The following is a 13,613-nucleotide window of genomic DNA, read 5'->3' as shown; positions in this document are numbered from 1 at the left end:
AATAAATATCATGTTCTGTCGTTCGTAACATATATCTGTGTGCTGAGAACGATAGTTGGGGTAAGTTTATATGGCTGCTTTAATCTAGCGTTTAAAACGGCGGATTAAGCGGCTTTTAATCCCGGTATCAAAATGCCAGATATGATCGAATATACGCATGATACCGGGCTTACCATGCCCTGACATGGCGACTGCATGAAATCGGTGCTGATGTTGATGGCGCAGTGTTTTTACCGTATTAATCACATCATCTGGCAAACGCTGGGCGATAAAATCGGAAATCACCACGGCATCCGCATCGTAGCCCTCAGGGCCCTTCATGCGTTCAATCACTGAACGCAAGCAGTTGGCTAAATCTGTTCCCCCATGAAAACGCTGGCTTAAAAAGCGAATAGCCTGTTCCAGGCCATCTCGCCCACTGACCTCATACCGAATAACATCATGGGCAAACATTTCGATAAAGCAGCGACGATTATCAGCCAGTGCAATACGCATTAAGGCCAGGCAAAAGGCTTTAGCACACTGCTCGTTAAATCCCCCCATAGAACCAGAAGTATCCACGCAGATAATGAATGGGCCACGGGGTTGCTCATCAAAATCCTGGCGTGAAACCGGACGTTCAATCACTTTCTCCCGCCATGAGTCCCCATGAAGCCGATAGCTGAGTAGCTGTTTTTCTACCAGACGCCGGTAGAATTCATATTCCAGCTCTGTGATCCCCAATGTGGCCAGCTCAGTAGGTAGCAAGCGTAAAATATCGTTACCAAGTTGCAAGCCATCCACCTGTTCTGGAACGCTGGAGGGTTCACGCACTAACGTGTGCCAGCGCTCAGTGGGTGCTTGCTCACGTGGTATGGCTTTTGCTTCCCGTGAACGTCCAAGTTGCTCCGCCAGTTTGATCAGTTCAGGCTGACTGGCAAGAAAATCCCCGTATTGCACGATAAGCTGATAGTCAGAATATTTCAGGGCACCACTACTCATATCCCATAATTTACCGGCTCCGGTATCGTTCTCTGCCAGGGTTGCATCAAGTTGGCCACTTAACGCCATACGTTTCTGAATTTCTGCTAATAACGTTTCCCGCTCATCTTCCAGTATTTGTTGGTTTAAATGCGTGGCCTGAACTACCAGACTGATACGCCAGCGTTGCAAGAATAAGGTATGTAAGGCAGGAGTCATGCCTGATGATGGGGGACAGAGTGATTTAGCTTCCGGACTAAAAGGGGAGTTCAGACTTTCCAGCAACGCGATAATTTCAGGTAATTTTACTGCCAGCTGGGCAGAACTCAGGGTTTGGCTCTGTTGATAACACAGCACTTCCTGTTCCAGTACTTCAGGGACTTTTCCTTCTTTTAGACGATTTTTTAGCTGCTCTCGCCAACGAGGTAAGTCTTCACTAACTGCTTTTTTCAGGCGTGGGTATTTTTCAAAGAATACTGTCAGCGTAGGGGATGCCAGTAAAGCAACGATAATACCTTCTATGAGTTCCCCTTCAGCAATAGATAAGAGAATATCCAGTGTTTCAATACTTAGCATTGACGCGCCTGTTGCAGTTGTACCGTTACATCTTGCAGGCTGGCTTCAATTTTTGCTAACCAGTCACTCTCTATAAAGAGGCATTTTTGTTGGTGGTTAAAACTTTCATGCTGTTGATGCAGCAAGGCATCCAGGACATCCAGTTGCTGCTTAATCACCTCAGGAACCCCTTGTTGCAGATGACCCGGGAGTGTAAGGCGTGTTGCTTGCAGACTGATATCACGGAGAGTGAGATGCAGGCTATTGTCCACATGCATATCGAGTGTTTGGGCAAAACCAATCCCATTGAGTTTGCCTCGGATCTCTCCGCCTTTACCTAGCCACTGGTTCAGCGTTTCACGCGCAAGAGTGATATGGATAACTTCGATATCATGCAGACGCAGCGGTTTTTGCAGTAGCAAAGTGAGTGTTTCCCCAGTCAGACTGTCAGGGAGCTGATACTGAGGCTTACGGCTAAACATACCACTCTGCTTATTGACCGTCAGAGCTTCTTTTTCATTACTTTGCTGCTGTAATTGCATGCGATGTTGAGTGATATTGACGAGTTTTGTCAGCATTGTCTGTTGTTGCCACGCGTGACCGGTCATCAATATTTCCAGCTGTTGCTGCATCATAGACATTGTGGCTTTGTCATGCCAGAGACAGTCTTTTAGCAGAATAAGGTCAATGGGTTGAACAGTATCCCGCCCGTTAAAGAAGGCGCTGGCTTGTAACAGGCGCATTGCCTTTTTCCAGCGCCGATCTGAGACATAAGGGGAGCCAGGTATCAGCTCTAGTTGTTGACGTAAGGAGAAAATAAGATCGAACACACTGTCAGGCAGGCGAACATTGCTTATCTCTTGTTGCCAGCTGAAATATTCGTCATCGGTAATCTGTAGATTATCCGGTACCGGGTTTTGGCTTTCATCCTGGGTACTGACCAACATGGAACGGAAGTTATTTTTGTCCTGCACCTTATCCAGCCATAAACGAATCAGCATTCGGTCATACAATGCTTCAAGGCTGCTGTCCGCTTCCGGTAATTCATTCGATGCGGCCACCAGCAGGCGCATTGGGATTTTTTCTTCCCCAGCCCCGTTTCGGAAACTCCGTTCATTAATTGCGGTAAGCAAGGTGTTGAGAATTGCCGGGCCAGCTTTCCAGATTTCATCCAGAAAAACAATTTCAGCTTCGGGTAGATAACCCGCTGTTAAACGTTCATAACGTCCTTCATCTTTCAGTGCCTGGATAGAGAGTGGGCCAAATACCTCTTCTGGCGTTGAAAAACGAGTCATCAGATACTCAAAGGCACGGGCATCGCGAAAGGCAAATTTCAAACGCCGGGCAATAAGACTCTTGGCAATACCTGGTGGGCCGAGTAAAAAGACACTTTCGCCGCTTAACGCCGCGAGCAAACATAGTCGGATGGCATGCTGGCGTTCAAACAGACCTTTTTCTAGTGCCTGACTGAGGCGAGCAATTCTTTCCGCCAGTAAATGTGATTGAGCCATAATTAGTTTTGTATCCTTTACCGGGTTCTTACAAGGTAACATACTGATTATCGTCTTTATGTCATAATTCGTCAGGCATCTAAGATGCTCAAATTAACGATAAACAGAATTTACAGTAAGACAATGATTATTGTCATTAAATGCATACTTGGCGAGCCTGTAGGTCCGGGTATACTTGTTCAGGATCATAAAAAAGTGGGCTTATGAACACAAAGAGTAAGCAATCATTACCAGCTGTAACGCTGGCTGCGATTGGGGTTGTTTATGGCGATATTGGTACCAGTCCGCTATATACCTTGCGGGAGTGTCTTTCAGGGCAATTTGGTATTGGGGTGGAACGGGAAGCCATATTTGGTTTTCTATCGCTGATTTTTTGGCTGTTGGTATTTGTTGTTTCTATTAAGTACCTGATTTTCGTCATGCGAGCGGATAACGCAGGGGAAGGGGGAATACTGACGCTCATGTCTCTGGCGGGGCGTAATACCTCAGCACGCAGTACCGCTGTGTTGATTATTATGGGACTTATTGGGGGAAGTTTTTTTTACGGCGAGGTGGTGATAACCCCGGCCATATCGGTGATGTCGGCCATTGAAGGGTTAGAAATTGCAGCCCCTTCCCTTGATGCCTATGTAGTGCCACTCTCTATTGCTGTTCTGACATTGCTATTTGTTATCCAAAAGCATGGCACGGGCATTGTTGGTAAATTATTCGCCCCTGTCATGTTGTTATGGTTTGTGACCATCGCGGTGTTGGGGGGACGAGCGGTTATCGGGAATCCTGAGGTTTTACAAGCCTTGAACCCCTACTGGGCATTTAATTTCTTTGTGCAGTACAAAACAGTCTCTTTCTTTGCCCTTGGCGCTGTCGTACTGGCGATAACAGGGGTGGAGGCGTTATATGCGGATATGGGACATTTTGGTAAAGTTCCCATTCGTATTGCATGGTTTATAGCTGTACTCCCCGCTTTGGTACTGAATTATTTTGGTCAAGGGGCATTGCTGCTAAAAAATCCAGAAACGATAAAAAATCCCTTCTTTTTATTAGCGCCGGACTGGGCACTTATCCCGCTGCTTATTCTGGCGACGTTAGCGACGGTCATTGCGGCACAGGCTGTTATCTCTGGCGTCTTTTCTCTGACCCGTCAGGCAGTACGCCTGGGGTATCTTTCCCCAATGCGTATTATCCATACCTCCGAAAGAGAGTCCGGTCAGATCTACATACCGATGGTTAACTGGACACTGTTTATCGCTGTGGTATTGGTGATAATTGGTTTTCAGCACTCCAGTCATTTAGCTGCGGCTTATGGTATTGCAGTTACCGGAACCATGGTATTGACCGGATTACTGGCCTGCACCGTCGCGCGGAGAAACTGGCACTGGAATAAATTGGTTGTCCTGCTGTTAGGGCTGGCTTTCTTGTGTGTTGATGTTCCACTTTTTCTCGCTAATGTGGTGAAAATCTATTCCGGTGGCTGGCTGCCTCTCAGCCTGGGGCTGGTTATGTTCATCATTATGACGACCTGGAAAAGTGAACGCTTTCGCTTATTACGCAAGATTCATGATCATGGAAACTCGCTGACTGCGATGGTCGTTTCTTTGGAAAAATCCCCACCACTACGGGTTCCTGGTACGGCGGTTTTTATGTCCCGTGGTGTTAACGTAATTCCTTTTGCTTTGCTTCATAATCTTAAACATAACAAAGTATTACATGAACATGTGATACTGCTTACGTTTCGTACCGAAGATGTTCCCTATGTTCACAATGTTCAACGAGTGAACATTGAGCAGCTTTCTCCGACATTCTGGCGAGTGGTGGCCAGATATGGCTGGCGTGAAACGCCGAATGTGGAAGAGGTATTCCACCGCTGCAGAATGGAAGGCCTGAGTTGCCAAATTATGGAATCGTCATTCTTTATCTCTCATGAATCACTGATTATTGGTAAACGGCCGTGGTATTTGCGAATGCGAGGGCGACTGTTTATGACCTTGCAAAGAAATGCGCTGCGGGCGCCTGATCAATTTGATATTCCTCCCAACCGGGTGGTTGAATTAGGAACTCAGGTGGAAATTTAACGAGAAAGCCTCTTCAAATGAAGAGGCTTTTTTTATGCCGTGTCTCCCTGAGACCGGGAACGATTTCCATGACATCTGTTTGCGAAACGTTTCGATAGCGATCACATTTTTAGTTTTTGTTCATTGTGATATGGGCTTGTCATTACCTACACTGCAAACGAGCGAAACGTTTCGCTTGTGAGGTGAATAATGAAAAAAGGCAAGCTACTTAACGCAGACATCTCGGCCGTCATCTCCCGTCTGGGACACACCGATATGCTCACTATTGCAGACGCGGGATTACCCATTCCTCGTAATACGCCACGTATTGATTTAGCCCTCACTCAGGGGGAGCCTGGTTTTATGCAGGTTGTTGAGGTGGTGACACAGGAGATGCAAGTTGAGGCCGCTATTCTGGCCGAAGAGGTAAAACAGCATAATCCTGAACTTCATAGAAAAATATTAACACATCTTGAAACGTTGCAGCAGCAGCAGGGAAATACCATCTCTGTGAGCTATTTGAGTCACGAAAACTTTAAACAATATACGACAGAGAGTCGGGCGGTTATTCGTAGTGGTGAATGTTCTCCATTTGCGAACATTATTCTCTGTGCCGGTGTAACCTTCTGAGGTCAGCATGGAACCTTTACTGCAGCTTAAGGGGATTGAAAAGTCATTTCCTGGGGTCAAAGCGCTGGCTGGTGCGTCTCTGAATGTTTATCCCGGCAGAGTTATGGCTCTGGTGGGGGAAAATGGTGCTGGAAAATCGACAATGATGAAAGTGTTGACTGGTATTTATACCAAAGATGCAGGTTCATTGTTGTGGCTGGGGAAAGAAACCAGCTTTAAAGGGCCAAAATACTCTGAACAGGCAGGGATTGGTATTATCCATCAAGAGTTAAATCTAATCCCTCAGCTGAGTATTGCTGAAAACATTTTTCTCGGTTGTGAGTTTGTCGGGCGTTTCGGCAATATTGACTGGAAGAAGATGTACCGGGAAGCCGACAAGCTGCTGGGCAGACTTAATTTGCGCTTCACCAGTGAACTGCTGGTGGGGGATTTATCGATTGGTGACCAGCAAATGGTCGAGATCGCGAAGGTACTGAGTTTTGAGTCGAAGGTCATCATTATGGATGAACCGACGGATGCCTTAACGGATACCGAAACCGAATCCCTGTTCCGTGTTATCCGTGAGTTGAGAAATCAGGGGCGTGGCATCGTCTACATCTCTCACCGTATGAAAGAGATATTTGAAATTTGTGATGATGTTACGGTATTTCGTGACGGGCACTTTGTTGCAGAACGAGAAGTCGAGTCACTGACTGAAGAGTCACTGATTGAGATGATGGTGGGACGTAAGCTCGAAGAACAATACCCCCATATTGATAAGCAGCCCGGTAACGTGCGTTTACAGGTTGATAAGCTTTGTGGTCCTGGGGTTAAAGATGTCTCTTTCTCTCTGCATGCTGGCGAAATTCTTGGCGTGTCGGGGTTAATGGGCGCAGGGCGCACGGAGCTGATGAAAGTGCTGTATGGTGCGCTACCAAAAACGGCCGGGCAGATAGCGCTGGATGGAAAAAACATCTTCCCACGTTCTCCTCAGGATGGCCTGGAACACGGCATTGTTTATATTTCCGAAGACCGTAAGCGTGATGGTCTGATCCTGGGGATGTCGGTAAAAGAGAATATGTCACTCACCGCCCTTCGTTACTTTAGCCGCGCCTCCGGGCGGCTAAAACATAAAGAAGAAGAGCTTGCCGTTAGTGACTTTATCGAATTGTTTAACGTGAAAACCCCCTCAATGGAACAACCCATAGGATTGTTGTCTGGTGGTAACCAGCAGAAAGTCGCGATTGCTCGTGGGTTAATGACCAGGCCGAATGTATTGATTCTTGATGAACCAACGCGCGGTGTGGACGTTGGGGCAAAAAAAGAAATTTATCAGTTAATTAATCAGTTTAAAGCCGATGGTTTGAGCATCATTTTGGTCTCGTCAGAGATGCCAGAAGTCTTGGGCATGAGTGATCGCATTATGGTCATGCATGAAGGGAGAGCGAGTGGCATTTTTACCCGAGCAGAGGCGACCCAGGAGCAACTTATGGCAGCAGCAGTGGGCAAACTTCATCTGGATAGTCAGGAGTGGACAAAATGAGTATACAAACCGTAGCTGGCCGTCGCTGGTTTACTAAAGCCTGGTTAATGGAGCAAAAGTCACTGATAGCGTTACTGGTACTGATTGCGATTGTATCCAGCTTAAGTCCCAATTTTTTTACTGTTAATAACCTGTTCAACATTCTGCAGCAGACCTCAGTTAACGCCATTATGGCTGTTGGAATGACGCTGGTTATTCTGACATCGGGGATTGATCTTTCTGTGGGATCGTTACTGGCATTAACAGGAGCGGTTGCCGCCTCGATCGTCGGCGTTGAGGTGAATGCATTGGTTGCTGTTGCTGCCGCTCTGGCGCTGGGGGCCGCAATTGGTGCGGTTACTGGGGTTATTGTGGCCAAAGGGCGTGTACAGGCTTTCATCGCGACCTTAGTAATGATGCTGTTATTACGTGGCGTGACGCTGGTGTATACCAACGGCAGCCCGATCAATACCGGTTTTTCTGATAATGCGGACCTGTTTGGCTGGTTTGGTATTGGTCGTCCTTTAGGGATACCGACGCCAGTATGGATTATGGCGATTGTATTTTTCGCTGCCTGGTACATGCTGCACCATACTCGATTAGGACGCTATATTTATGCTTTGGGCGGAAATGAGGCTGCAACCCGTCTGTCTGGTATCAGCGTAGATAAAGTTAAAATTATTGTTTACTCATTGTGCGGTTTACTGGCTTCCCTGGCCGGAATTATTGAAGTTGCTCGCCTCTCTTCTGCACAGCCTACCGCAGGTATGGGTTATGAACTTGATGCTATCGCCGCAGTTGTTCTGGGGGGAACCAGTCTTGCTGGAGGCAAAGGGCGTATTGTTGGAACGCTCATTGGGGCCCTTATCCTTGGATTTCTTAACAACGGTTTAAATTTATTAGGTGTTTCCTCTTACTACCAGATGATCGTTAAAGCACTCGTTATTTTGCTGGCGGTATTGGTAGATAACAAAAAACAGTAATGCATAACCCTACAGGAATACTCACTATGAATATGAAAAAACTGGCTACCCTGGTTTCTGTTGTTGCATTGAGTGCCACAATTAGTGCCAATGCTATGGCGAAAGAGACCATTGCTTTGGTGGTTTCCACCTTAAACAACCCGTTCTTTGTCTCGCTTAAAGAAGGCGCACAAAAGGAGGCGGATAAACTGGGTTATACCCTGGTGGTGCTGGACTCCCAGAATAATCCAGCCAAAGAACTGGCGAACGTTCAGGATTTAACGGTACGTGGTACCAAACTGCTGTTGATTAATCCAACCGACTCTGACGCGGTAGGCAATGCGGTTAAGATGGCAAATCAGGCCAATATTCCGGTTATCACCCTTGACAGGGTTGCGAATCAAGGCAAAGTCGTGAGCCATGTGGCCTCTGACAACGTGGCTGGCGGTAAAATGGCGGGTGACTTTATTGCTGAAAAACTGGGTGACGGTGCCAAAGTTATCGAACTCCAGGGAATCGCTGGTGCCTCAGCAGCACGTGAGCGTGGCGAAGGCTTTAAGCAGGCTATTGCTGCTCATAAATTCAATGTACTGGCCAGTCAGCCTGCTGACTTCGACCGCACTAAAGGGTTGAATGTTATGCAAAATTTACTGACGGCGCATCCTGATGTTCAGGCTGTTTTTGCACAGAATGATGAAATGGCTTTAGGGGCGTTACGTGCTTTACAAACTGCCGGTAGAAATGATGTGCTGGTGGTAGGGTTTGACGGAACAGATGATGGTATTAAGGCTGTTCAGGGTGGCAAGTTGGGCGCAACGGTAGCACAGATGGCAGACCAAATTGGGGTCATTGGTGTGGTTACTGCTGATAAGGCGCTAAAAGGTGAAACGGTTCCAGCAAAAATCCCGGTTGACTTGAAACTGGTTACGAAGTAATTCCCTGCAATATGGCATAAGAACATTGCGTCATCCCGTGCTGAGATGGCGCAATTAACGGGATATTAAATTAATGAAAAACACAGCTAAACTCGTTGTTCTTGGTAGCATTAATGCGGATCATATTTTGAATCTCAATCACTTTCCTGCACCAGGTGAAACGGTAACGGGCAAAGACTATCAAGTCGCATTTGGTGGTAAAGGTGCAAATCAGGCTGTAGCGGCGGGGCGCAGCGGGGCAGATATTACATTTATTGCCTGTGTCGGGGATGACGATACGGGGAGTCAGGTTTGTCAGCAATTAGCCAGCGATCAGATTGATATTTCAGCAATCAGCACGATACCGGAGTCAAAAACCGGAGTCGCGCTCATTTTTGTTAATCGTGCCGGCGAGAATGTTATTGGAATTCATGCCGGGGCCAATGCGGCCTTAACCCCAGCTTTGGTTAATGCGCAAAAAGATAACATCAGTGAAGCCTCGGCGCTCTTAATGCAACTGGAGTCACCGCTGGAAAGTGTGCTGGCAGCGGCAAAAATTGCCCATCAGCACCAGACTAAAGTGATTCTGAATCCCGCCCCCGCCTGTGAACTACCTGAAGAGTTACTGTCGCTGCTGTATATGATAACGCCAAATGAAACCGAAGCGGAAAAACTGACCGGTGTACGCGTAGAAAATGATGAAGATGCCGCACAAGCATCCCGCATTCTTCATGCCAAAGGGATTGAGGTTGTCATTATCACCCTTGGCAGTCGTGGGGTATGGCTCAGTGATAAAGGTATTGGTCAGCGGGTTCCCGGTTTCCATGTTAAAGCTGTGGATACCATTGCTGCCGGGGATACTTTTAATGGTGCACTGGTGACAGCACTACTGGAAGACAAGCCCATGGCTGAAGCTATTCGTTTTGCCCATGCTGGTGCAGCGATTGCGGTCACTCGTAAAGGTGCACAGCCTTCGGTGCCATGGCGTCATGAAATAGACGATTTTTTACAGCTGCAGGGTAAGTAACTCGTGGCGACTATGAAGGATGTCGCCCGCCTTGCGGGTGTTTCGACCTCAACGGTTTCTCATGTAATTAATAATGATCGCTTTGTGAGTGAGGCCACACGTCTGCGAGTAGAGACGGCGATTAACACACTGAATTATGCTCCTTCAGCATTGGCTCGTAGCCTTAAGCTGAATCAAACTCATACTATCGGGATGCTTATCTCAGTCAGTAGTAACCCTTTTTATTCTGAGCTGGTGCATGGGGTAGAACGAAGCTGTTTTGAACGTGGATACAGCCTGGTGCTATGCAATACCGAAGGGGATGAACAGCGTATGAATCGTAATCTTGAGACGCTGCTGCAAAAGCGTGTCGACGGATTACTCTTGCTCAGTACTGAAACACACCATCCTTCTATTGAGATAATGAATCGCTATCCCGGTGTACCTACGGTAATGATGGACTGGTCCCCTGTTGATGAAGGGTGTGATGTTATCCAGGATAATTCGTTACTGGGTGGGGAGATGGCGACTCAATATTTGATTAATAAAGGCTATACCCGGATTGCCTGTATTGGTGGTCCTGTTGATAAAAGCCCATCTCGAATGCGTCTTGATGGTTACCGCAAAGCGATGCAACAGGCGGGGCTGCCTGTTCTTCCTGGTTATGAAATCATTGGCGATTTTGAGTTTCGTGGCGGGCATGTGGCGATGCAGCAGTTGCTCGCACTGGACACACCACCACAAGCGGTTTTTTCTTGCAATGATGCCATGGCTGTTGGGGTTTACCATGCGTTGTTTCAGGCAGGGTTGACTGTTCCTGAGGACATGGCTGTGGTGGGATATGATGATATTGAATTGGCTCGTTATATGACACCACCGCTCACAACCATTCACCAACCCAAGGATGCGTTGGGTGAACTGGCTGTGGATGTACTGATTCATCGCATGGCCCAGCCGGACTTAGCTCAACAACGTCTACAGCTCACCCCGGAACTGATTGAGCGTGGATCGGTTTAAGATTTGTGACGTTCCTTAATTAAGTGACGTCCATCTTTAGGGCGTAGAACCAGGAACACAAGGGAAGATAGCAAGGTTATGCCCCCCATAATCAGGAAGGTATAGTGAAATTGCGCCACTGTGCTCAGGCTTTCATTACTCTTAAATGCTGTCAGTACTGCGGCACTGACGGCTACGCCAAAGCTGATGGATAGCTGCTGAGTGACGGCCAGTACACTATTACCACTACTGGCATGTTCATCACTCAGATCGGCTAGGGTGATGGTATTCATCGCGGTGAATTGTGTCGACATGGCCATGCCGAGTACAAACAATGGCAATACTAACAACCATAATGCGAGCACCGGGGATTGCAGGGAAAATTGGGCAATCATAATGCCGATGATAAACGTAATACTGAACAAGGTTTTGCGATAACCAAAGCGGCGAAGGACTTCAGTGACTGTGGACTTGGCCAATATGGCACCCAATGCCGTAGGCACCATCATACAACCTGCAATTAACGCACTATAACCAAACCCAACCTGTAACATGAGCGGCATTAAGAAGGGAACGCAGCCGGTTCCCAGGCGGGAGGTCACATTTCCAACGATACCGATAGAAAAGGTCCGGGTTTTAAACAGAGGTAGTGGGATCAATGGGGTGCTTACACGACGGGCATGATAGATGTAACTGAGTACCAGAAAAATACCGCCAATCATCACCAGCACACCTATATATGAATCAACGATACGTTCCCCAAACAATTCAAGGCCACAAGAGATGAGCACAAGGCCAATTCCAAACAGTAAAAAACCACGCATATCAAATTTCTGTCTTGGTGTGGTGAAATTTGGCATGTACTTACGGGCGTAAACCAAACCAATAATCCCAATCGGAATATTGATTAAGAAAATCCAGTGCCAGCTTGCCCAAGTAACCAGTACCCCACCGAGTAATGGGCCGACAACAGGGCCAACCAAGCCAGGCATTGTGACAAAGTTCAGGATGGGCAGTAACTCACTGCGTGGATAAGCACGTAATAAAGCAAGGCGGGCCACGGGCATCATCATTGCCCCACCAATTCCCTGGACGATACGGAATATAACCAACTGGCTTAATGATTCGGACAAAGCGCAGGCAAAGGAGCCAAAGGTAAAAAGCGACACTGCGATAATAAATATGCGCCGAGTGCCGAAGCGATCAGCCAGCCAACCACTGATGGGAATTAACATGGCAACCGTCAAGGTATAACTGATCACGGCTGATTGCATCGCAAGCGGTGATTGATGCAAGCTGTGGGCTATATCTGGAAGAGCCGTATTAAGGATAGTGGCGTCCAGTGATTGCATAAAAAAGGCCATTGCTGCTATCCAAGGCAGTCCGGCCATACTGCGCGTACTTTTAGTCATTATTATCCTGATGGTTAAATGGGCCCGGCTTATTTATGGGGCATAGGTTCATTTAAGAGTGCCACACAGGCGTTAAACGCAGCAGTGCTATCTCGTTGGCAGATGGCATCGACAATTGCCTGGTGTAATTCCAGCTTAACGACCTGGTTATCTGTGACGGCAAAAAAGTAATTGTAGTAAACCGGCCTAAATAAATTGGCAAAAGAAGTCATGAATGCATTACCACTCATGGTATAGATTAATTCATGGTAGGCCATGTCAATATCAATCCAGCGAGCTCTATCAAACTGTTCTTGCAGAGTGACCATTTGCTTCATTATGCCGATAAGTTTTTGTTGTTGTTTGTCGTCACTATGCTGGGCCGCCAGAGCACAAGCCTGTGGCTCCAGGCTATGACGCATTACAATGAAGTCATTCACAACATCACCAAAATTGTCTTTCGTCATCCACCAAACAAGAAGTTCTCTATCAAGAAAATTCCACTGGCTGCGTGGCATCACCCGAGTGCCGATGCGGGGCCGGGGTAATAACATCCCTTTTGCTGTTAATGTCTTGACGGCTTCACGAACGGCAGTGCGGCTAACGCCAAATAAGGACCCTAACTCCATTTCACCAGGCAAAATGCTACCAGCTGGGTATTCACCCTTTAATATACGTTGTGCGATATTCTCTGCCAGGACAGAAGAAAGGTTTTTCTTGGCGGCACGTTGCGGTGTGGGGAAAGACATAAACACTTCCTTTAACAAGATTTCATTGGCTAGTATGCCACTGACTGCAAATCTTGGGTGATTTTTACTCCAAACACAGTGATTCTGGTTAATGTTTCCCCATGTTGCTAAAAAATAACGCACTCAGTAAGTTTTTTTAAAATAGGGGTTGTCAGGTGTCAGAAATTCCCTATAATGCGCCTCCACTGACACGGAACAACGGTTTACAAACCGCCGAGTGAGTCGAAGAAAAGCGAAAATAAACGCTTGACTTTGAAAGAGGAAAGCGTAATATACGCCACCTCGAGTTAGCCAGCGAAAGCAAGCAACTCACTGCTCTTTAACAATTTATCAGACAATCTGTGTGGGCACTCGCAGGATTGATATCTACAGTACCCTCGGGTACAT

At 47.1% G+C, this 13,613-nt stretch carries 11 protein-coding genes; 7 read left to right on the top strand and 4 right to left on the bottom strand.

What is annotated here, in order from left to right:
* Positions 1-84 precede the first annotated feature (84 nt).
* Together viaA and ravA are read right to left on the bottom strand one after the other, a co-directional pair.
* Entirely contained in the window at positions 85-1,536 is a 1,452-nt protein-coding gene (gene viaA, locus JK154_RS06480) for an ATPase RavA stimulator ViaA (RefSeq protein WP_211991708.1), read from the bottom strand.
* Positions 1,530-3,026: an ATPase RavA gene (gene ravA / locus JK154_RS06475; RefSeq protein WP_211991707.1), complete on the bottom strand. Its 1,497-nt coding sequence runs from the start codon at positions 3,024-3,026 to the stop codon at positions 1,530-1,532. Before ravA ends, viaA begins: the two co-directional genes overlap by 7 nt.
* Before the next feature lie 203 nt (positions 3,027-3,229).
* On the opposite strand from ravA, the gene kup reads away from it, so the two are divergent.
* The 7 genes from kup (at position 3,230) to rbsR (ending at position 11,107) form a co-directional block, all read left to right on the top strand.
* Complete coding sequence (gene kup, locus JK154_RS06470; protein ID WP_211991706.1) at positions 3,230-5,098, top strand: low affinity potassium transporter Kup; 1,869 nt, start codon at positions 3,230-3,232, stop codon at positions 5,096-5,098.
* A 189-nt stretch (positions 5,099-5,287) separates the two neighbouring features.
* Positions 5,288-5,707: a D-ribose pyranase gene (gene rbsD / locus JK154_RS06465; RefSeq protein WP_211991705.1), complete on the top strand. Its 420-nt coding sequence runs from the start codon at positions 5,288-5,290 to the stop codon at positions 5,705-5,707.
* A 7-nt stretch (positions 5,708-5,714) separates the two neighbouring features.
* On the top strand, positions 5,715-7,229 hold the full coding sequence (rbsA, locus tag JK154_RS06460) for a ribose ABC transporter ATP-binding protein RbsA (protein ID WP_211991704.1): 1,515 nt from the start codon (positions 5,715-5,717) through the stop codon (positions 7,227-7,229).
* Positions 7,226-8,191 carry a ribose ABC transporter permease gene (gene rbsC / locus JK154_RS06455; protein ID WP_211991703.1) on the top strand — a complete coding sequence of 322 codons (966 nt, stop codon included), beginning with the start codon at positions 7,226-7,228 and terminating at the stop codon, positions 8,189-8,191. Before rbsA ends, rbsC begins: the two co-directional genes overlap by 4 nt.
* A 26-nt stretch (positions 8,192-8,217) precedes the next feature.
* Positions 8,218-9,105 carry a ribose ABC transporter substrate-binding protein RbsB gene (gene rbsB / locus JK154_RS06450; RefSeq protein WP_211991702.1) on the top strand — a complete coding sequence of 296 codons (888 nt, stop codon included), beginning with the start codon at positions 8,218-8,220 and terminating at the stop codon, positions 9,103-9,105.
* A gap of 73 nt (positions 9,106-9,178) precedes the next feature.
* The gene (rbsK, locus tag JK154_RS06445) at positions 9,179-10,111 is read left to right on the top strand and encodes a ribokinase (protein WP_211991701.1); all 933 of its coding nucleotides are present in this window, start codon (positions 9,179-9,181) and stop codon (positions 10,109-10,111) included.
* A gap of 3 nt (positions 10,112-10,114) precedes the next feature.
* On the top strand, positions 10,115-11,107 hold the full coding sequence (gene rbsR / locus JK154_RS06440; RefSeq protein WP_211991700.1) for a ribose operon transcriptional repressor RbsR: 993 nt from the start codon (positions 10,115-10,117) through the stop codon (positions 11,105-11,107).
* Here the strand turns inward: rbsR and mdtD are convergent.
* Together mdtD and JK154_RS06430 are read right to left on the bottom strand one after the other, a co-directional pair.
* Complete coding sequence (mdtD, locus tag JK154_RS06435; RefSeq protein ID WP_211991699.1) at positions 11,104-12,498, bottom strand: multidrug transporter subunit MdtD; 1,395 nt, start codon at positions 12,496-12,498, stop codon at positions 11,104-11,106. The genes rbsR and mdtD overlap by 4 nt on opposite strands.
* Before the next feature lie 29 nt (positions 12,499-12,527).
* Positions 12,528-13,226, bottom strand: a complete 699-nt coding sequence (locus JK154_RS06430) for a FadR/GntR family transcriptional regulator (RefSeq protein WP_211991698.1) — start codon at positions 13,224-13,226, stop codon at positions 12,528-12,530.
* Positions 13,227-13,613 lie beyond the last annotated feature (387 nt).

Source organism: Citrobacter sp. JGM124 (assembly GCF_018257795.1).
Lineage (GTDB): Bacteria > Pseudomonadota > Gammaproteobacteria > Enterobacterales > Enterobacteriaceae > JGM124.
This window is presented reverse-complemented; position numbering and strand designations above follow the sequence as displayed.

Bases quoted from the DNA above. Each gene is read 5' to 3' on its own strand.
- viaA (WP_211991708.1), bottom strand. From the start codon at position 1,536: ATGCTAAGTATTGAAACACTGGATATTCTCTTATCTATTGCTGAAGGG.
- ravA (WP_211991707.1), bottom strand. From the start codon at position 3,026: ATGGCTCAATCACATTTACTGGCGGAAAGAATTGCTCGCCTCAGTCAG.
- kup (WP_211991706.1), top strand. From the start codon at position 3,230: ATGAACACAAAGAGTAAGCAATCATTACCAGCTGTAACGCTGGCTGCG.
- rbsD (WP_211991705.1), top strand. From the start codon at position 5,288: ATGAAAAAAGGCAAGCTACTTAACGCAGACATCTCGGCCGTCATCTCC.
- rbsA (WP_211991704.1), top strand. From the start codon at position 5,715: ATGGAACCTTTACTGCAGCTTAAGGGGATTGAAAAGTCATTTCCTGGG.
- rbsC (WP_211991703.1), top strand. From the start codon at position 7,226: ATGAGTATACAAACCGTAGCTGGCCGTCGCTGGTTTACTAAAGCCTGG.
- rbsB (WP_211991702.1), top strand. From the start codon at position 8,218: ATGAATATGAAAAAACTGGCTACCCTGGTTTCTGTTGTTGCATTGAGT.
- rbsK (WP_211991701.1), top strand. From the start codon at position 9,179: ATGAAAAACACAGCTAAACTCGTTGTTCTTGGTAGCATTAATGCGGAT.
- mdtD (WP_211991699.1), bottom strand. From the start codon at position 12,498: ATGACTAAAAGTACGCGCAGTATGGCCGGACTGCCTTGGATAGCAGCA.
- JK154_RS06430 (WP_211991698.1), bottom strand. From the start codon at position 13,226: ATGTCTTTCCCCACACCGCAACGTGCCGCCAAGAAAAACCTTTCTTCT.